Raw genomic sequence first — 20,085 nt, 5'->3', positions numbered from 1 at the left:
CCAGGGCTCGCGCGAGTGCGCGCGGGCCGACGATGCCCACCCCGCCGCGGGCGTCGATGACGACGCTCGCGTTCCGGAGGCGACCGGCGCGGGCGCGCCCGGCCTCCAGCCACTCCCGGCTCTCGGCGTCGATGTCGGCGGCCGGCCCCTCGTCCGCGATGTCGAGGCCTCGCAGCTCCGCCAGCCCGACGACGAGCGGGAGCTCGTCCGCGTCTCGGTGCCACGCGCTCACGACCGCGAGGCCCGCCTGCTCCCCGTCGAGGCTCGGCCGCGACCGCGCGAGCCTCGCCCGGGCCGCGTCGTGCTGACGGTCGACATCGGCGTTCCAGGACGCCAGCGCGCGCCGAAAGCTCTCGGCGTCGCGCCGCGCCGTGCGACGCCGCTGTCGCCAGCCGTCGGCCAGATTCGCGACGGCGGCCAGCGGTCCGAGGGCCGCGAAGATGAGCACCAGCGCGGAGCCGGTCAACAGCCACATCGCGCCCGAGAGCACCAGCGGGATGACCGCCATCGCGACCGGGAACGGCGGTCGGGGCGGCGCGCTCGGCGGCGTCGGCATGGGGCGCGGCGTCGGGGCTGCGGGAGTCGTGTCGACGGGCATGCCGCCATTCGACCGTCTCCGCACCGCGCGCCCGCGCACGCAGGGCGGGGCTCGTGGAGTCCTCCCCCGCGCGAACCCGGCGGAGGAGTCGCGACCTCCCCTAGCTCACGACGAAGAACTGGTCGCCGATGTCGACCCGGGAGCCGCGCTCGATCCGGTAGCGCCGGCCCGCTTCGCAGCGCCACGGGTCATGGCCAGCCGGACGCACCACGGAGCCGTTCGTCGCATAGCGGTCGCTCACCCAGAAGACGCCTCCCTCCTGGCCGAACTCGAGATGCGTCTTCGAGACGGTCTTCGCCGGGTCGGAGACGACGATCAGCTGGTCGACGAACTCCCCGGGCTGTGCGACCGGGTTGCGGCCGATGAGACCGGAGCCGGTGACCGTGACGGACTCGCCGGTGCTGAACTGCAGCACGAAGCGCTCCCCCGTGCCCGCGGCGGCGGGGTCGCGGTGCGGGGCGAGATCCAGTCCGGCCGCCGCGGAGGAGGACTCGTCGTCCTTCCCGTCCGGCTCGGCATCCGGTTCCGCGTCGGGCTCGGCGCCTGCCTCGGCATCCGGCTCCGCATCGGGCTCGGCGCCTGCCTCGGCATCCGGCTCCGCATCGGGCTCGACGTCCCGCTCGGCCTCCGCCTCGCTCGCGCTCTCCGGCACCGGCGCGGAGTCCTCGACCGACTCGACGTCGACGTTCGGCTCGGACTCCTCGCCCTGCTCGGGCCACGGCTCCGGAATGGCGTCGAGCCCCTCGGCGTCCTCCGACGAGTCGGAGGCTGGCGGCACGAGGTCCCCCTCCACCGCGACCGTGTCGCGCGCGGACGGAACCTCCGCGGCGCCGACGACGAAGCCGCACTCGCGGCAGAAGACATCCGTGCTCAGCGCCACCGCGCTGCACTGCGGGCATCGCGGGAGCGACGTGGAGCGCGCGAGCGGGAACGGCAGCCCCGGCTCCTCGATCGGGATCGGCGTCACCTCCTCGGTCGCGCCCACCGGCTCAGACGGGCCCCGCAGGCTGCGCTCGCCGTTCACCGAACGTCCGCACTCTCCGCAGAAGAGCGCTCCGGTGCGAAGCGAAGAGCCGCAGTATCGACAGTTCATGAGCCCGTCTCCTTCCCGGCGCGTCGCTCCAGCCAGCGCGCCGCACCCAACGATCGAACCGAGATCCTGGCCCGGATGCGACCCCAGCGCGTCGTCGACTGGTCCAGGCTCGCGCGCAGCTCGTCCACCGCGCTCCACACGTGCTCGGCGTCCTCCGGCTCGGCCGTCTCCGGCGCGAAGATGGAGCGGTCGACGACCGCGGCCAGCACCCGGGACGGCAGTGATCCCACCTGGTTCGCGAACTCGGCGCGGGTGGCGGCGGCGGGCGGGGTGATCCCGTGGTCGAGGGCCGTGTCGGCGAACTCGTCCCAGCCGCCCTGGATGCGATCGAGCGGCGTCTCGCCCTTCCGACGCAGCCGCCGACGGCGCAGCTTGGCGGCGATCACGAGCATGAACGGGGCGAGCAGCACCGCGGCGATCATGAGCAGCACGCCGAGACCCTGCACCACGGCGAGCAGCGCCGCGAGCACCGGATCGATCGACTCGGGGTCCTCGCGGGTGCTCTCCGGCGGGGTCTGCTCCTCGTGGTCGTTGACGGCGTCGGCGGGCGGCGGCACGAGCGACTGCGGCCGCGCGATCTCCTCGACCTGGTCGAGGTCGTCTTCCGGAATCGGACGCTCCGCCGGCACCGGATCGACCGCGACCCAGCCGTACTCGGCGGTCTCGATCTCGATCCAGGCCGACACGTCGCCGCCGCGCACCTCCGTGGTCGCGGTGGCGCCGTCGGACTCGGGGGCGAACCCGAACACCACGCGCGCCGGGAATCCGAGCTGGCGCGCCATGAGCGCCGCCGTCACGGCATACTGCTCCGCGTCGCCGATCATCCGCGGCGCCGTCAGCAGCTCGCTGATCCGATCGGCGCCGTGCCCCGACCTGCTCGGCGGCTCATCGAACGCTGAGGCCGTGGCTGATGTAGCCGAGCTCGGCGAGCTGATCGAAGGTGCGCGTCAGTCGCTCCCCCGGCTGGGTGACCCCGCGAACCCACGAGTCCAGCAGCGCCGAGAGTCCGTCCGGCACGTTCTCCAGGCGCGGCAGATCGCTCGACCCGGGGGTAAGCGTCAGGAGCGCGCTCAGGCTCAGGGTCGTCGTCGCCACCGAGGTGAGGCGATACGTGTCGCCCGAGGCGACTCCGCTGATGACCGCGGCAGTGTCGGTGTCGAGGTTGATCACGAGGTCATCGCTGAGAGCCGCCGCATCCTCGCCCGCGAAGTCCACCGACTCGATCCGGCCGAGGCTCGGCAGCCAGACGCCCTCGTAGTCGACGATCTCCACCTCGAGCTGGCGGCTCGGCAGCCCCAGGGAGCTGCGGTCGATCGCCGCGGGCACGCGAACGAAGTCCGCGGAGCTTCCGCCCTCGGCCGCGCTGCCGACCGAGTAGACGACGCCGTCGTACTGGTCGAGTGTGGCGATGCGGATGCGCTCCCCGGTATCCAGGCCGGTGACCAGGAACTGCACGTCGTCGACGGTGTCCGCCTGCAGGTAGCGGCGGAACGACGCCAGCGGGCTGGCGTACTCGCGCGGGTCGAAGGGACGCTCGATGGTCTGGCGCAGCACATCGCGTTCGGCCACCGGCGGCAGCGCCTCGGTGGCGGCGACCGCCACGCCGGCGGCGATGGCGAGGACCGCGCCCGCGGCGACGAAGGCGCGGGCGCCGCCGGACTTCACCGCGGAGCGCGCCCGCCGCGACTGCATGGGGCCACTGAGCGCCCGCAGGGCGGCGCGGCGACGCCGGATCCGCCGCCAGACGTGCCAGGCGAGGCCGACGGCCAGCAGCGACAGCGCGATCGGGACCGGCCACGCCGGGTTCGCCGGTCCGAAGGCGATGCCGGCGATCGCCGTCACCACCGGGCCGATCATGCCCCACTCGCCTCCGCGCTCGCGCGCTCCGATCCAGACCCCGGCGAAGACCGACACCATGACGAGGAGGTAGATCGGAACCAGGAGCGCCTGGTAGTCGCCGACCGGGATCGTGATCGTGAGCAGCTGCTTCCAGCCGAGAGCGATCCCGCTCAGCAGATCGCCGATGCCCTCAAGACTGGGCAGAACGCCGTTGATGGCGCGCGAGGGCACCGCGAGCGGGACGCCCGCGAGCACGAAGACGACGAACGCGACGAGGCTGAATACCCAGCCCGGCCAGCGCAGCGTCACGGCCGTCGCCGACAGGACTGCGGCGATCAGGATGCCCTGCACGACGACGGCGATGAACTGCGGATGCTCGTAGATCGGCCACCACACCGCGGCGGCGATCGCCGTGGCGATGCTCGCGAACACGACGGTCAGCAGCAGGGTGACGGCGGAGGTGCGCGGCGTCATCGGGTGGCCGCCGTTCGTGCCAGGGCGTGCTTCAGGTCATCCAGAAGCCCGACCGAGAGGATGTCGATGCCCGCGACCCGGCGAAGGCCGGGCAGCGCCTCGGGGTCGCAGACGACGGCGATGACCGCCACGTCAACGGGGAACGCCGCGGCCGCCGAGCGCTGCGCCGGAGCCGTCGTCGATCCGCAGATCAGGAACGCGAGCGAGACCTGGCCGACCTGGTCGGCGACCGCGTGCGCGACATCGCGCAGCCCGATCGCGCCGCTGGCGAGATCCACCACCGCGAGGTCGTCCAGAAGCCGCTCGGCGCGGTGGGTCGCGAGCGCCCGCACGCCGTAGCTGGGGCGCTTCGCGAACTCGGGGGTGATCGTCGAGACGACGACGGAGAGGCTTCGGCCGTCGCGGATCGCGCGCACGCCGAGACTCCCCGCGACGCTCACCGCGAGCTCGAACTCATCGTCGTTGGCGAAGTCGCTCGGCGCGAGGCTCAGCGCGACGGCGAGGTGGCTGCGCCGCGTCTGCTCGAACTGGCGCACCATATAGGTGCCGGTCTTGGCCGTCGACTTCCAGTGGATGTAGCGGCGCTCGTCGCCCGGCTGGTACTCGCGGAGCGCATGGAAGGCGAGATCGTTCGAGGAGAGGTCGCGCGTGGTGACGCCCTCCAGATCGTGGATCAGTCCGGTGCTCGTGCTGGGCGCGGCGATCGTCACCGGGTGCACGATGAGGGTCTCCTGATCGCTCCAGACGAGCTCGCGCCGGACCATTCCCACCGGATCGGCGCGCACCGTGCGCACCGGGCCCAGCGGGATCACGCCGCGTCGGCTCGTCGGCAGCGGCACCTCGTGCGCGTACTCGGCGCTGCCGCGCAGACCCGGGATCGCCAGCTCCACGAGCCCCTGGGCGACCGGCACTTCGACGGAGGTCGGCAGGCTGCGCTGCCCGCGGGGGTTGCGCGCGATCACACTCAGGACGGCAGGCTGGCCGGCGACGACGCGGTGATGCGGCAGATCGAGTTCGATCGTGATGCGCGGCCGCCCGATGAGGTAGATGACCGCGACCAGGGCGAGCGCGATGATCGCCCAGCCGACGGCGACGAACTCGACCCAGCCCAGGACGTAGCCGAGGACGAGCACGATCGGCGCCCCGAGGAGCAGTCCCCAGCCCAGCGGAGTTACCACGGAGGCGGCGTGGCCGAACCAGCGCCCGGCGGCCCCCCGCACGGTGCCGAAGACCCGGACGGCGAACACCACGGAGTCGGCAAGGACACCCGTCCGGGATCCGACGATCCGCGCGCGGGTGTTGTGCAGGGTGTTCGTGTCGCTCGTGTGCGGCGACCCCCGGGACTCTGAGGAGATGGTCACACGGCGAGCCGATCGCTCGGCGGCGCGATCTCGAGCAGAAGCTGCGAGATGATGCTCGTCGCGGTGACCCCGTCGAACTCCGCCTCCGGGTCGAGCACCAGTCGGTGCGCCAGCACCGGCTCGGCGAGCGACTTCACGTCGTCCGGGATCACGTAGTGCCGGCCGCTGGCGGCGGCGAGCGTCTTGGCGGCGCGCACGAGCGCCAGCGCCCCGCGCACGCTCGCGCCGAGACGCACCTCGCGCGCGGTGCGGGTCGCCTCGACGAGACGGGACACGTAGTCGTTGACGCTCGGGTCGACGTGGACCTGGCGCGCGTAGCCGATGAGCTCGCGCACCGCCTCCTCGGTGAGCACGGGCGAGAGCACGGTGTCGTGGGCGCTCACGCCGGCACCGTCCAGGATCCGGAGCGTGGCGGCACGGTCGGGGTAGCCGATCGAGGCCTTCAGCATGAATCGGTCCAGCTGCGCTTCGGGGAGGCGATAGGTGCCGGCCTGCTCGATCGGGTTCTGCGTCGCCACCACCATGAACGGCGACGGCACCGGGTGCGGCACGCCGTCGACGGTGACGCGGTGCTCCTCCATGACCTCGAGCAGGGCTGCCTGGGTCTTCGGGCTGGCGCGGTTGATCTCGTCGGCGAGCACGATGTTGGAGAACACCGGTCCGCCGTGGAAGGAGAACTCGCCCCGGCTCTGGTCGAAGACGCTGACGCCGGTGATGTCACCGGGCAGCAGGTCGGGCGTGAACTGGATCCGCGAGACGGAGCCCTGCACGCTCTGCGCGATCGCCCGCGCGAACGAGGTCTTCCCGGTGCCCGGGTAGTCCTCCAGCAGGAGATGCCCCTCGCTCAGCAGGGCGACGAAGCCGAGCCTGATCACGAAGGTCTTGCCGACGAGAACGTTCTCGACGTTGGCGACGAGCCGCCCGAAGGCGTCTTGGAACATGCTCGCCTGTTCCGGGGTGATGCTCATGGTTCGGGTCCTCTCGGGTGGAGTTTCTCGACGTCAGTCGAAGTCTTCCCAGTCGTAGGTGCGCTGGTAGGTCGATCCGCCGTTGGCGGTGATGCGGATGTCGAGGTCGTCAGGCTGAACCGCCCCGCTCGCGGTGCAGACGCCGCCGCCGCTGGCCGGCATGGTCGTCCAGGTGGAGGTGCCGCAGCGGTACTGGATCAGCTCGTAGGTGCCGGCCGTCGGCGCGCTCCAGCGCCACTCCCCTTCGACGCCGACTCCGGTCGAGGTCACGGTGGCGCTCAGCCCGGGCGGTGCGACGTTGGCGACCGGGGTTCCGACGGGGAACGCCGCCGACCACTCGCTGCCGCACAGCGTCACCTCGGGCCACACCTTGCAGGCGAGGAACTCGGCGCTGATCGCCGTGCCGTAGTGGCTCGCGTTCTGGGTCACGAGATAGGCGCTGCCCACCGGAACGAGATCGCTGACGCTGCCGTCCACGCCGTCGCCGATGAGCCGGTACTTGACGTAGTCGGCCGACGCGGACTCGTTGGTGATCTTCGTCAGACGGAAGTCCCAGCGCCCGTTGTCGCCCGGAGAGGTCGCGTTGCTCGTCGTGATCAACGTCACCACACCCGGGGTCGCGCGCGTGATGACGCGGGCGCTCATCGCCGCCTCGCTGCAGTCGCCCAGGCCGTTCTTCGCGTAGACGACGACCATGTAATCGCGGTTGGGCGACAGGCCGGTGAACTCGGTGCTGGTCGCGGTGCCGACGGAGGAGGCCGACGAGCATGAGGGCGGGTTGCTCCCCTGCGTGATCGCGACGCGGTACTCGGTGATCGCGCGACCGTTGTTGTTGAACACCCCGGCCCACTGCGCCGAGACGGTCGTGCCGGAGGACGAGGAGACGCCGGACGCCGTCGGGGTTCCGACCACGAGGGGCGTCCACGCCGGAGTGCCGGTCCCGCTGGCCTGGTTCCAGGTCGCGAGCGTGTTCGGGGCGCTGTTGCGCGCGCTCACGGTGTACTGCACGGAGCTGCCGTTGACGACACCGGAGATCGGCGCGACGTCGAGGCTGTAGAGCGTTCCGACCGCGTCGCTGGTGCTCACCGTGATCTCGCGCGAGACCCCCGCGACGGTGACGACGTAGCGCTCGATCGGGCTGGCCGCGCCCGAGCTCTCGGGCTTCCGCCACGAGACGCTGAGGCCCTTGTCGAGCGAGGCCGAGTTCAGCGACACGGGCGGCGGCGGGATGATGTCGCTCCAGATCGTGCCGGCGGCGTTGGAGACCGCCGTCGAGGAGCCGACCTCGTTGATCGCGGTGATCGAGAACTTGACGGCGTGCGTCGGCCCGTTGCCGGGCGTGGTGATGGCGCAGTTGACGTTCGTCGTGCAGGTGGTGGTCGAGTAGAGGCTGCCGCTGGAGGCGAGCGTGGTGCGGATCTCGTAGCCCGTGATCGGCGAGTTGTTGGCGGCCCCGGGGGTCCAGGAGAGCTTCAGCACGCGATCGCCGAACTCGGTGACGCGGAAGTTGGTGACCGGGTCGGGGACGTCCTGCACCGACACCGTGGCGTTGCCCCAGACGTAGCGGCTGGGGTTGTTCGTCGCGTCGGCCACCTGGTACTGGAAGTTCACCTCGACCGGCTCGGCGGTCTCCGACACCTGCACGGTGACCTGGGACCGGTCGGCGCTCGGGGTGATCGTGAGCCCCGCCGGCAGGTCGGCGCCGCCGAGTCCGCGGATCGCGACCACGGTGAGCGGGCTGGCGGGGAAGGGGTTGTTGACCTGGTCGTTGGCCAGCACGTCGAGCACGGTCGTCTCGCCGCGCAGCGCCACCGCGCTGTCGGCGACCGGCTGCGCCAGCGGCGCCGTCGACTGGACGACCGAGAGCCGGATCGATCCGGGCTCGCCCTCGTTGACCGCGTCGCGCACGCCGATGCGCGCGACCGCGCTCGTGCCCGCGGGCGTCGAGAGCGCCGCCGTGATCACCATCCGCTGGCCGTTGACCTCCACGGTGAAGCCCTCGGGAAGCGGGTCGAGGGCCGTGTAGGCGAGCTCGTCAATGTCGTCGTAGGGGTAGTTCGTCAGGCGGATGAGGTCGAACTCGCGCGACTGGCCGGGCTCGAAGTTGACGTCGGCGCCGACGAAGATCGGCGGCTGGTTCTCACGGGGCTCCACCGTGATCGGCAGCGTCAGCACCGCGCGGCGGCCGTCGGGGTCGTCGGCGCTCGTGCCGTCGGTCACCTCCACGGTGATGGAGGCCGGGCCGAAGTAGCGATCCGCCGAGGTGAACACGAGGTTCTGATCGTCGACGACGAGTTCGCCGCCGTCGCTGTGGGTGGCCCGCACCGTGCTCGCGTCGACCAGGCGCACGCTCTGTCCGCCGAGCGCGACGATGTAGTCGTTGAGCGCGATCGGCAGCACCTGCTCGCTCTCGACCACGAGTTCGGGAGCGGTCGGATCGAGCTGCGGCAGGGCGTCGTCGTAGCCGGGCACCCAGAGGAACGCGAAGGCGCGCACGTCCGAATCCTCGGGGTGCGCGACCGAGAAGGGGATGATCTGGGATGCGCCCTCGATCGAGACGCGCACGCTTCCGTTCGCGAGCACCTCTGCGGAGCTCGAATAGCCGGGAACCAGGTTCAGCGCGAGCTCGCTCACATCCCCGTCGGCGAAGAACACGTTGCCGAGCACGTCGACGTCGATGGTCGAGCGATCGAGCACCTCCGCCACGGTCAGCACGGTGTCCGAGGCGACCGGCACCGCGAGCGGGGCATCCGGATCCACCGTCACCGTCACGAAGTTGGTGCTGGTGCCGCCGTACTGGTTCTCGATCGTGTAGACCACCGAGTAGCGGCCCGCCGCCTCGGGCGGCGTGATGCGCACGATCGACTCGTCGACGACCTCGACGACGACCTCGGAGTCCTCGGTGTTGGGCACCGCGGCCACGACGCGCAGAGGCGAGCCGTCCGGATCGGAGTCGTTGTCGAGCACCCGCACCGACACGGTGCGGCCGGGCCGGATCGAGACGATGTCCTCGTTGGCGACGGGGTTCCGCGCACCCTCGAGTCTCGGGCTGATGCCGATGCGGATGGTGCCCTCGGCGCGCGCGCCGAGACCGTCGACGACCGTGTAGCGGAACTCGTCGGTGCCGCTCGAGTACTCGCCCGCCTCGTAGATGATCGAGCCCCCGGCGGTCGAGACGACCGAGCCCTTCTCGGGGTTGGTGGCCACGCCGATCAGCTGCACCGCGTCGCCGTCCGGGTCGACCGCGCTCAGCGGGATGTCGATCTGCACGCTCTCGCCCGCGATCACGCGGGCGGTCACGGTGCGCGGGATCGGGGCGCTGTTGGTCTCTTCGTCGACCTCGCGCACCGAGATCCGCACGGTGGCCTGCGCGATCTGCCCGTCCTCCCCGCGGATCGCGTAGACGGCCGAGTAGTTGCCCGCGACCTCGGGAGCGAGGTAGCGCAGCTCGTCGCCGGAGGCGAACAGCAGACCGGAGTTCTCCGGAAGCTCTTCGGCGAGCGCCGACATGAGCTCGAACTCCTGCCCGTCGGGCTGCTCGTCGTTGTCGAGCACCGGGATGTCGACGACGTCGCCGACCCGCACGGTCACGGCGTCGTCGGTCGCGATCGGCGCCTGGACGCGGCTGGGCTCGGGGATCTCGACGACGGTGATCGTTCCCTCGGCGTCGGCGACGCCGTTGCTGATCCGGTAGTGGAGCGTGACCGGTCCGTCATCGAGCGGCGACCGCAGCGTGATGCGCACCTCGCGCTGGTCGAGGATCTCGGCCGTCAGGCCGGAGCCCTCGGGGATGTCGCTGACGCCGGTGACCACGAGCACGCCGCCCGCCGGGTCGATGTCGGTGAGGGTCGGATCGACGGTCGCGCTCGCCAGGGTGCGCACGAACACGGTCTGCGGCACGGTGATCGGCTTCGTTCCGGCGTCCAGGGGCGCCGACACGTCGACCCGCACCAGCCCGGTGGAGGTCTGATCGCCGTCGGTGACGGTGAAGCTCAGGTACTGCGTGCCCACTCGCGTGGTCGACAGGGTGAAGGTCCCCGCCTCGAAGTTCGGCGTGATCGTCACGTCGGTCTTCTCCGGGACGGCCGTCAGACGGATGGCGCCGGTTCCGCCGCGGACGTGCGTCAGCGGATTCACGGTGACGAGCTCGCCCGCGGTCGCGACGACGACCCACGGCTCGATGACGATTGGCACCTCGCCCCGCGGCTGGACATCGACCTCGAGCGTGCCGGCCGAGGACTCGCGCCCGTCCGTCATCGTCACGCCGACGACCGACCTGCCCGTGGCCTCCCCCGCGTCGCTGAACACGACGACGCCGTCCGGCTTCGCGCTGACCGAGTTCGGCTCGGCGGTGCTGGCATCCGCCAGATAGAAGGGATCCCCGTCCGGGTCGTACCAGTCGCCGAGCACCGAGGTCGAGACGCGCTCCCCGGAGGCGACCGTCGCCGTCGAGAACCGCACCTGCTGCGGGGGCGAGTTCTCCTGATCGCTGCGCACCTCGACCGTGACGACGGCGCTCGCGGTGCCGCCCCTGCCGTCGGTGATCGTGTAGCGCAGGCTGAAGCTGCCGCGCGCGTCCGAGTCGAGCGTCAGCTGGAGCTGCTGGTTGCGGGACACCAGGTCGACCCGGCCGATCGACTCGTCGAGCTGGTCGACCTCGCTGATCACAAGCACGTCGGCGTTGGCGTCGTAGTCGTTCAGCAGCACCGGCAGCACGGTCGCGCGACCGGGTCGAGCCCCGAACTCGTCGTCGACCGCGACGGGGGGCTGCTGCTGCGGGTCGATCTCCGGCGGCGTGTCCAGGTCGTTGACAACCTGCTCCTGCTGCTGATCGGCGGTGATGAGCTCATCCCAATTGTTGATCAGCTGCCCGAGATCATCGACCGCCCAGCTCGCGCCGCCGCGGGCATCGTTGAGCACGACCTGGTCCCCGTTCCGGGCGAAGGCGAGGCTCGCGTCGATCGGCATCTCGGCGAGCGCCAGTTCGGTCGGCTCCGCGCCGACGCAGTCGCGCCAGGCGAGTCCGCCGGTCCACGCGGCGAAGACGCAGCCGTCGCTGACCACGGGCGCCGCCGCGCTGCCGACCGTGCCGCTCACGAGCGTCTCGATGATGCCCGTCGCCAGCACCACGCGCGCGAGCCCGGCCGCGGTGGCGAGGTAGACCGCGTCGCCGGATGAGCTCGGCGTCTGCAGCACGGGCTCGTCGCCGAGCTCGATCGCGCCGCCGAGCGAGACCACCCCGGCCTCCGAGATGAGCCGCCCGCCGGTGGGGTCGAGCATCACCCAGCGGCCGCCGACCGAGGTCAGCTGGTAGTCCGCGGCCGTCTCGTCGGATTCGAAGGTCCAGCTCTCGCTGGCGCGAGCGCCCTGCGCGAGGTCGAGACGGTAGACCTCGCCGAGCTCGGGCGAGGCGGCGAACACGACGCCGACGTCGTCGACGCTCAGAAAGGACTGCTCGCCGAGCGAGAGGACCGAGGGACTCGCCGGGTCGAAGCTGCCGAGCTCCGCGAGCGGAGTGAGCCAGACCTCGCCGGTTCCCGCCGAGTGGATGACGACGCGGTCGCCGGCGATCAGCACGCGCGGCTCCTCGGACGGCAGCGCGATCCGCTCCGTGATGAGCGCGGTGCTGGGGTCGACCAGATCGAGCGTGGAGTTGACCGAGTCGACGAGGAACACCGACTCCCCCGCCTGGACGACCTCCCCCGAGGCGACGTCGGTCTCGATGACGGTGTTGAGCTCGAGCACCTCCGGGTTCGCACGTCCGAGCGCCTGGGAGGCGAGGTTGGTGACCCACACCGCGCCGTCGTTGAGCGAGACCCGCTGGGTCGCGTAGCCCGGGGAGATGATCGCGACGGCGACGACGACGGCCGCGATCACGGTGCCGCTCACGCCCGCGGCGAACGCGGCACGGTTCTTCTTGATCCACTCGCCCAGCACGAGACTCACCCGTCCACGACGTCGACGCACTTCTCAGCGCTCGACGGTCCGGTCGCTCCCTGGCGGTACACGCGCACGGTGATGCACACCGTCTCCCCGGGCGACGCGGCGATGACGAACTGGGTGGCGGTCTGGAAGCTCTCGCTGCCGTCGCGAACCTGGATCTGGTACCGATCCTGCGGCTCGATCCCCGGATCGGCCCAGCTGAACTCGACTGTCCCGGCGGACTGGGTCGCCTGCACGTCGCGCACCGTCGGAATGTCGCTGTCGCCGAGCGCGCTCAGCAGCACGGCGAGCGCGGCGACGCCGAGCGCGATCGCGAGCCCCGCGCTGGTGACGAGCAGCCAGGTGAGCGAGCGGGGCTGCGGCGGCGCGTTGCGCACGTCGGAGGCGCCGGAGGAGGCGGGTCGCGACGGCGGGGCTTCGCTCACGGCGGTTCCCTGCCCGCGGCGTCGGCGCTGGCTTCGCGACATCGGGAGCGCGCTCGCGACCGGCCGCAGCTGGGTGCGCTCCTCGAAGTCGGAGATCGTTCCGAGCGCCCAGTCGTCGCGGGCCAGCTCGACCGTGGTCTGCGGGACGCCGAGCTCGCTCTCCACGACCTGCAGTTCGCGCACCAGCTCGAGCACGCTCGCCTGCCGAAGCGCGGGGTCGCGCGACATCGAGCGTCGCAGGATCTTCTCCAGCGAGGCGGGCACGTCCGGCCGGCCGATCGACTGCGGCTTCGCCCGCGTGATGCGCGACATCAGCTCGCTGGCGCTGTTGTCGGCGCCCTCCACCTCGAACGGCGACTGCCCCGCGAGCAGCGAGTAGACGGTGGCTCCGAGCGACCAGACCTCGGAGGCGACCGATCCGGGAACCTCGTCGAGCAGCACTTCGGGAGCCGACCACGGGATCGACAGGCCGACCGATTCCTCCTGACGTGCCCCCACGAGCGTGGAGGCGATGCCGAAGTCGGACAGCACCGGATGCCCGTATGCCGTTGTCAGAATGTTGGACGGCTTGATGTCGCGGTGCAGCACGCCCGCGCGATGCGCGGTCTCGATCGCGCTGCCGATCTTGATCGCGACGCGCAGCACCTCGGCGACGGGGATGCTCTCGGTGCGATAGCGCGCCGCCAGGCTGGGCGAGCACAGCTCCATCACCAGGTAGGGCCGACCGTCCGCCGACACGCTCGCCTCGTAGACGGTGAGGATCGCCGGATGCGCGCTGAGCCGCGCCATCAGGTTCGCCTCGGCCTGGAACATCTGCCGCACCTGATCGTTGACGATCTCGCGCAGCATCACCTTGACGGCGACCTGCCGACGCGGCATATTCTGCTCATAGAGGAACACATCGGCGAAGCCGCCCGACCCGAGCACGTGAAGGTAGGAGAATCCGGGCAGGATCGGGGGCGGTGAAGGCAGTCGTCGAGCCACGGTCACCCCCTCAGCTGTCGCACGGTCGGTTCATTCTAGGGTTGCCCTCGGCCCATCACCCCTGTTCAGCCCCCGAACTGGGGCGCGGGGCATTCCGGGGGCTGCGAGCCTGGTGACGGCCCTTCGCGGGGCTCTTCACGACGTCCACGACGACGACGGTGACGTTGTCGCGACCGCCCGCCTGAAGAGCCAGCGCGACCAGGATCTCGGCCGTCTCGGCGGGCGACATCCGCTCCGACAGCGTGCGCGCCAGCCGCTCGTCGTCGACCTCGCGCGTGAGCCCGTCGGAGCAGATCAGGATGCGCAGGCCGTCGCGCAGCGGCACGCCCCACAGGTCCGGCCTCGGCGTCTCATGGAAGCCGAGGGCGCGGGTGATGACGTTGCTCTCCGGGTGGCTCTCCGCCGCCGCCGCGTCGATCAGCCCGGCGTCGACGAGCTCCTGCACGACGCTGTGGTCCACGGTGATGCGCTCCAGCCGGTCTTCCGCGAAGGCGTAGACCCGGCTGTCGCCGATGTTGAAGACCAGCAGACCGGGGGTCTGCTCGAACAGGGCGAGCGCGACGCCGGTGACGGTCGTGCCGGCCCCGGCGGCGTACTCCTCGGCGATCTCGTCAATGTCGGCGACGGCGAGGCGCAGCGCCGCATCCAGCTCGCCCACCTCGAGGAACGGATTCGGCGTCGCCTCGGCGAGCCGCGCCACGGCCGCCGCACTCGCCCGGTCGCCGGCCGAGTGGCCGCCCATGCCGTCGGCCACGGCGAAGATCGGCGGCTCGGCGAGCACCGAGTCCTCATTGAGCTGGCGGCGATGTCCGATGTCGGTGCGCGCCGCCCAGGACAGCACGAATTGCTTCCCCCGCTGGCCGGGCACCGTGAAGCGCCGCTCGACGGCGTCTTCTCCGCGCTGGATCATGAACTCGTTCCGCTCGTCGCCGGATCGGCATCGGCGCGAGGACCGGCCGTGATGCGCAGCAGGTTCCCGTCTCCGACATCGATGATCGTGCCCGGCACGACGACCGCCGAATCGCCGCCGAGCAGCACCTGCGGCGCCGCCCCGGGCAGGGCCACCGTCGTGCCGTTGGTGGAGCGCAGGTCGCTGACCACGACCGTGCTGCCGACGCACCGGAACTCCAGATGCGTCGCCGACACCTCGCGCGTCGGCGAATGCAGCGAGACCAGTCGCGGGACCGGCCCCACGTAGATGCGCGGCGTGCTGGGGAGCCGCCCCACGATGACGGTCGTGTCGAGCGCGACCTCGGCCCCGGTCGGGAGCACGAGGTGCAGCACCGCCGCGGCCGGATTCCGGTCGCGACTGACCTCACGGGCGAGCTCCTCGCTCAGCCCGCCCCACGCCGCGTCCTCGGCGGGCGCGGTCAGCCGCGAGATCGCGACGGTGTCCTCGAGGCGGTCGCGCTCGGACAGCTCCGCCGGCGTCAGCTCGCGCGGCGGCACCGCAACGGTGTCGTCAAACGAGTCGGGGGCCACTCCCCCATTGTCTCGCGTTCCGACACCCGCGCTGACGCCGCGCGGCGCGTCGGCGCTACTCGCCGATGAACGACATCACGTGCTTGATGCGGGTGTAGTCCTCGAAGCCGTAATTCGAGAGATCCTTGCCGTATCCGGAGTGCTTGAAGCCGCCGTGCGGCATCTCAGCGACCAGCGGGATGTGGGTGTTGATCCACACGCAGCCGAAGTCGAGGTGCTTGGCGAAGCGCATGGCGCGCGCGTGGTCGCGCGTCCAGACGCTCGAGGCGAGCCCGTACTGCACGTCGTTGGCCCACCCGAGAGCCTGCGCCTCGTCGGTGAACTTCTGCACCGTGATCACCGGACCGAAGATCTCGGTCTGGATGACGTCGTCCTTCTGCTGCAGATTCGACACCACCGTCGGCTCGATGAAGTAGCCCGCCGACTCCTGGCGCGTTCCCCCGGTCTCCACCTGCGCGTGCGAGGGCAGGGCCGAGATCATCCCCATGACGCGCTCCAACTGGGTCGCGTTGTTGACGGGGCCGTAGAAGGTGGACGCGTCCGAGGGCATCCCGGTGGCGACGTTCTCCTTGACGTAGGCGACCATCGCCGCCACGAACGCGTCGTGCACCTTCTCGTGAACGAGGACGCGCGTCGCCGCGGTGCAGTCCTGGCCGGCGTTGAAGTACCCGGCGATCGCGATCCCCTCGACCGCCTTGTCGATGTCGGCGTCGTCGAAGACGATGACCGGCGCCTTGCCGCCGAGCTCCAGGTGCACGCGCTTCAGGTCCGATGAGGCGGCCTTGGCGACCTCCATGCCGGCGCGCACCGAACCGGTGATCGACACCATCTGCGGCGTCGGGTGCTCGATCATGCGCGCGCCCGTGGTGCGGTCGCCGGTGATGACGTTGAAGACGCCCGCCGGGAGGAACTCCGCGGCCACCTCGGCGAACAGCAGGGTCGACTGCGGGGTGGTGTCCGAGGGCTTCAGCACGGTCGTGTTTCCCGCGGCGATCGCGGGAGCGACCTTCCAGACCGCCATGTTCAGCGGGTAGTTCCACGGCGTGACCTGGCCGATGACGCCGATCGGCTCGCGACGGATCCAGCTGGTGTGGTCCTTCATGTACTCGGCGCTCGCGCGACCCTCGAGGTTGCGTGCGGCTCCGGCGAAGAAGCGAAGCTGGTCGACCGAGAGCAGGATCTCATCCTCGACGAGGCTCGCGCGCGGCTTGCCGGTGTCCTGGCTCTCCAGGTCGGCGAACTCCTCGGCACGCTGCTCCATCGCGTCCGCGATGCGGAACAGGGCGAGCTGCCGCTCGGCGGGTGTCGCCTCGCCCCACTCCTCGAAGGCGGTCGCCGCCGCGGCGAACGCCGTGTCGACGGCGGCGGCGTCGGAGACGGGCGACTGCGCGTAGCCCTCCCCGGTCGCGGGGTCGATCACGTCGAACGCGCTGTCGGCGGTCGCGTCGACGTAGTCGCCGTTGATGAAGTTCTTGAGTGTGCGCTCAGCCATGACCACACCTTACTTCGAGTCGCATCCATTCGATACTGCGGATTTCGGCACTTTCGCCGGTTCATATCTACGGATTCGCTTGTGGAGGTCGCTCTGCACTGAGAGAATCGAATGCATGTCAGCCCGCCAGAAGCCCCCGTCTCTCGACGCCGTGTCGAAGGGCATCATCGAGCAGCTGCAGGAGGACGGACGGCGCTCCTATGCCGAGATCGGCAAGGCCGTCGGGCTCAGCGAAGCCGCCGTGCGCCAGCGCGTGCAGAAGCTCAGCGACGCCGGCGTGATGCAGGTGGTCGCCGTCACCGACCCGATGCAGCTCGGCTTCGCCCGGCAGGCGATGATCGGGGTGCGCGTCACCGGCGACACCACCGTCGTCGCCGAGGCGCTCGGCGAGATCCCGGAGATCGACTACGTCGTGCTCACCGCGGGGAGCTTCGATGTCCTCGCCGAACTCGTCTGCGAAGACGACGACACGCTGATCACGCTCCTCAACCAGCGCATCCGCAACATCCCCGGGGTGCTGTCGACCGAAACCTTCGTCTACCTCAAGCTGCACAAGCAGCACTACAACTGGGGCACCCGCTAGAAAGAGGCTCACATGAGCACCACGATTCCCACCCCCACCTCGATCGACGATGCGGCGCTGCAGCAGAAGGCGAAAGATCACCTCTGGATGCACTTCTCGCGCCAGTCGGTGCTCGAGGAGCACGGCGCCCCCATCATCGTGAAGGGCGAAGGACACCACATCTTCGACAGCCACGGCCGCCGCTACTTCGACGGGCTCTCCGGGCTCTTCGTCGTCAACGCCGGCCACGGACGCCGCCGCCTCGCCGAGACGGCCGCGCGTCAGGCCGAGGAGCTCGCCTTCTTCCCGATCTGGTCCTACGCGCACCCGGCGGCCATCGAGCTGGCCGACCGTCTCGCCGACTACGCGCCCGGCGACCTGAACCGCGTGTTCTTCTCCACGGGCGGCGGCGAGGCCGTGGAGACCGCCTTCAAGCTCGCCAAGTACTACTGGAAGCTGCAGGGCCGCCCCACCAAGCACAAGGTCATCTCTCGTGCGGTCGCGTACCACGGCACCCCGCAGGGCGCGCTGGCGATCACCGGCATCCCGGCGATGAAGGAGATGTTCGAGCCGGTCACGCCGGGCGGTTTCCGGGTGCCCAACACGAACTTCTACCGCGCCGCCGAGATGGGCGCCCCCGCCGACGACCTGGAGGCCTTCGGCATCTGGGCCGCCGACCGCATCGAGGAGATGATCCAGTTCGAGGGGCCCGAGACGGTCGCCGCGGTGTTCCTCGAGCCGGTGCAGAACTCCGGCGGATGCTTCCCGCCGCCCCCCGGCTACTTCCAGCGGGTGCGCGAGATCTGCGACCGCTACGACGTGCTGCTCGTCGCCGACGAGGTCATCACCGGCTTCGGCCGCATCGGGTCGATGTTCGCCTCGACGCACTACGGCTTCCAGCCCGACATGATCACCTGCGCGAAGGGCATGACGAGCGGCTACTCGCCGATCGGCGCGACGATCGTCTCCGACCGCCTCTACGAGCCCTTCCGCCACGGCACCACCGCGTTCTACCACGGCTACACCTTCGGCGGGCACCCGGTCTCGGCGGCGGTCGCCCTGGAGAACCTGGCGATCTTCGAGGAGGAGAAGCTCGTCGAGAACGTGCGCGAGAACTCCCCCGTGTTCCGGCAGACGCTCGAGAAGCTGCTCGACCTGCCGCTCGTGGGCGATGTCCGCGGCGACGGCTACTTCTTCGGCATCGAGCTGGTCAAGGACAAGGCGACGCGGGAGACCTTCAACGACGCCGAATCCGAGCGACTGCTGCGCGGCTTCCTCTCGAAGGCGCTGTTCGAGGCGGGGCTGTACTGCCGCGCCGACGACCGCGGCGACCCGGTGATCCAGCTCGCGCCGCCGCTGACGATCGGCCCCGCCGAGTTCGACGAGATCGAGCAGATCCTGCGCTCGGTGCTGACCGAAGCCACCTCGCACCTGTAGACCGCCGAGCCGTGGTCTCCGCGTACCGTGCGGTGTCGTTCTGGCATGACTCGCTCGACGATGACGCCCTGACCCCCCGCGCGCCGCTGGCCGGCGACACCGATGCCGACGTCGCGATCGTCGGCGCCGGGCTCACCGGTCTCTGGACGGCGTGGTATCTGCAGGAGCGCGACCCGTCGCTGCGCGTCGTGATCGTGGAGAAGGAGATCGCCGGCTTCGGGGCGAGCGGGCGCAACGGCGGCTGGTGCAGCGCGCTTTTCCCGCGCTCCACGGCGTCGCTGGAGCGCACGCACGGGCGCGAGGCGGCGCTCGCGATGCGGCGCGCGATGATCGACACCGTCGACGAGGTCGGCGAGGTCACCGAGAGGGCGGGGATCGACTGCGACTTCCGGCGCGGAGGCACGGTGGCGTTCGCCCGCTCGGCCGTGCAGCTCGAGGCGGCGCGCGCCGAGGTCGACGAGGCGCGTTCCTACGGCGTGGACGAGCTCGAATTGTGGGACTCCTCCCGCGTGCGCGCGGCCGGAGCGCGGGCGGCGGCGTTCGATCCCGCCTGCGCCCGACTGCACCCGGCGAAGCTCTCGCGGGGCCTCGCCCGCGCCGTCGAGGGCCGCGGCGCGCTGATCGCCGAGCGGACGGAGGCTCTGGAGATCGCGCCGGGCCGGGTGACGACCGCGCACGGCACGGTGCGGGCCGAGCGCGTCGTCCAGGCGACCGAGGGCTACGGCGCGACGCTGGCGGCCACGCACCGCCGGATCCTGCCGCTGTACTCCCTGATGGTCGCGACCGAGCCGCTCGATGCCTCGGTGTGGGAGCAGATCGGTCTCGCCCACGGCCAGACCTTCACCGACTACCGCCATCTGCTGATCTACGGCCAGCGCACCGCGGATGACCGGATCGCCTTCGGCGGCCGCGGCGCGCGCTATCACTTCGGCAGCGCGATCCGGCCCGAGTACGACCGGGTGCCGCGCGTGTTCGAGCATCTGCGTCGCGCCCTCGTCGAGCTGTTCCCGGTGCTGCACGACACTCGCATCACGCATCGCTGGGGCGGGCCGCTCGGGGTGCCGCGCGACTGGCACGCGCGCGTGGCGTTCTCCCCCGCGACCGGTCTCGCGAGTGCGGGCGGGTACGTCGGCGACGGCCTGTCGACGACGAATCTGGCGGGCCGCACCCTCGCCGATCTGCTGACCGGGAACGAGTCCGCACTCACCCGGCTCCCCTGGGTGGGGCATGCCGCGCGCGACTGGGAGCCGGAGCCGTGGCGGTTCCTCGGCGCCAACGCGGGCCTTGTCGCGATGCAGGCTGCCGACGCCGAGGAGCGCCTGACAGGACGGCCCTCCCTCATCGCCCGCGCCATGGGGCCGCTCGTCGGCCACTGAGGAACGACGATCGCCCGCCTTGGCCGTGGTCGTCGCCGCGGGTTAGCGTGG

General features: G+C 71.0%; 13 protein-coding genes. 3 read left to right on the top strand and 10 right to left on the bottom strand.

Annotated elements, in window-relative coordinates; genetic code table 11:
- Positions 1-698: 698 nt before the first annotated feature.
- From AC0L6Y_RS04160 to AC0L6Y_RS04115, 10 genes are all read right to left on the bottom strand, one after another.
- Positions 699-1,691: a double zinc ribbon domain-containing protein gene (locus AC0L6Y_RS04160; RefSeq protein ID WP_473556100.1), complete on the bottom strand. Its 993-nt coding sequence runs from the start codon at positions 1,689-1,691 to the stop codon at positions 699-701.
- Positions 1,688-2,515, bottom strand: coding sequence for a transglutaminase-like domain-containing protein (locus AC0L6Y_RS04155; RefSeq protein WP_473556096.1), 828 nt, complete (start codon positions 2,513-2,515; stop codon positions 1,688-1,690). Before AC0L6Y_RS04155 ends, AC0L6Y_RS04160 begins: the two co-directional genes overlap by 4 nt.
- A gap of 61 nt (positions 2,516-2,576) precedes the next feature.
- Positions 2,577-4,004 carry a hypothetical protein gene (locus tag AC0L6Y_RS04150; RefSeq protein ID WP_473556091.1) on the bottom strand — a complete coding sequence of 476 codons (1,428 nt, stop codon included), beginning with the start codon at positions 4,002-4,004 and terminating at the stop codon, positions 2,577-2,579.
- The gene (locus tag AC0L6Y_RS04145) at positions 4,001-5,365 is read right to left on the bottom strand and encodes a DUF58 domain-containing protein (RefSeq protein WP_473556087.1); all 1,365 of its coding nucleotides are present in this window, start codon (positions 5,363-5,365) and stop codon (positions 4,001-4,003) included. The genes AC0L6Y_RS04150 and AC0L6Y_RS04145 overlap by 4 nt, the downstream gene beginning before the upstream one ends.
- Entirely contained in the window at positions 5,362-6,333 is a 972-nt protein-coding gene (locus AC0L6Y_RS04140) for an AAA family ATPase (protein WP_473556083.1), read from the bottom strand. Before AC0L6Y_RS04140 ends, AC0L6Y_RS04145 begins: the two co-directional genes overlap by 4 nt.
- A 33-nt stretch (positions 6,334-6,366) precedes the next feature.
- A complete protein-coding gene (locus AC0L6Y_RS04135; protein ID WP_473556078.1) occupies positions 6,367-12,279 on the bottom strand; it encodes an Ig-like domain-containing protein in 5,913 nt (1,970 codons plus the stop codon).
- Positions 12,276-13,685, bottom strand: a complete 1,410-nt coding sequence (locus AC0L6Y_RS04130; protein ID WP_473556073.1) for a serine/threonine-protein kinase — start codon at positions 13,683-13,685, stop codon at positions 12,276-12,278. The genes AC0L6Y_RS04135 and AC0L6Y_RS04130 overlap by 4 nt, the downstream gene beginning before the upstream one ends.
- 55 nt (positions 13,686-13,740) lie before the next feature.
- On the bottom strand, positions 13,741-14,595 hold the full coding sequence (locus tag AC0L6Y_RS04125) for a PP2C family protein-serine/threonine phosphatase (RefSeq protein WP_473556068.1): 855 nt from the start codon (positions 14,593-14,595) through the stop codon (positions 13,741-13,743).
- Complete coding sequence (locus AC0L6Y_RS04120) at positions 14,592-15,167, bottom strand: FHA domain-containing protein (RefSeq protein WP_473556065.1); 576 nt, start codon at positions 15,165-15,167, stop codon at positions 14,592-14,594. Before AC0L6Y_RS04120 ends, AC0L6Y_RS04125 begins: the two co-directional genes overlap by 4 nt.
- 55 nt (positions 15,168-15,222) lie before the next feature.
- On the bottom strand, positions 15,223-16,659 hold the full coding sequence (locus AC0L6Y_RS04115) for an aminobutyraldehyde dehydrogenase (RefSeq protein WP_473556061.1): 1,437 nt from the start codon (positions 16,657-16,659) through the stop codon (positions 15,223-15,225).
- Between the two features lie 115 nt (positions 16,660-16,774).
- Here AC0L6Y_RS04115 and AC0L6Y_RS04110 point away from each other — a divergent pair, with 115 nt between their 5' ends.
- Genes AC0L6Y_RS04110 through AC0L6Y_RS04100 form a run of 3 tightly spaced genes read left to right on the top strand, consistent with a single transcriptional unit; the run spans position 16,775 to position 20,034 of the window.
- Positions 16,775-17,242 carry an Lrp/AsnC family transcriptional regulator gene (locus AC0L6Y_RS04110; protein ID WP_473556059.1) on the top strand — a complete coding sequence of 156 codons (468 nt, stop codon included), beginning with the start codon at positions 16,775-16,777 and terminating at the stop codon, positions 17,240-17,242.
- Positions 17,243-17,254: 12 nt separating this feature from the next.
- The gene (locus AC0L6Y_RS04105; protein ID WP_473556054.1) at positions 17,255-18,658 is read left to right on the top strand and encodes an aspartate aminotransferase family protein; all 1,404 of its coding nucleotides are present in this window, start codon (positions 17,255-17,257) and stop codon (positions 18,656-18,658) included.
- Positions 18,659-18,669: 11 nt separating this feature from the next.
- Positions 18,670-20,034 carry an NAD(P)/FAD-dependent oxidoreductase gene (locus AC0L6Y_RS04100; protein WP_473556052.1) on the top strand — a complete coding sequence of 455 codons (1,365 nt, stop codon included), beginning with the start codon at positions 18,670-18,672 and terminating at the stop codon, positions 20,032-20,034.
- Positions 20,035-20,085 lie beyond the last annotated feature (51 nt).

The sequence above is a fragment of the Pseudolysinimonas sp. 10J20-29 genome, from assembly GCF_055809595.1.
This window is presented reverse-complemented; position numbering and strand designations above follow the sequence as displayed.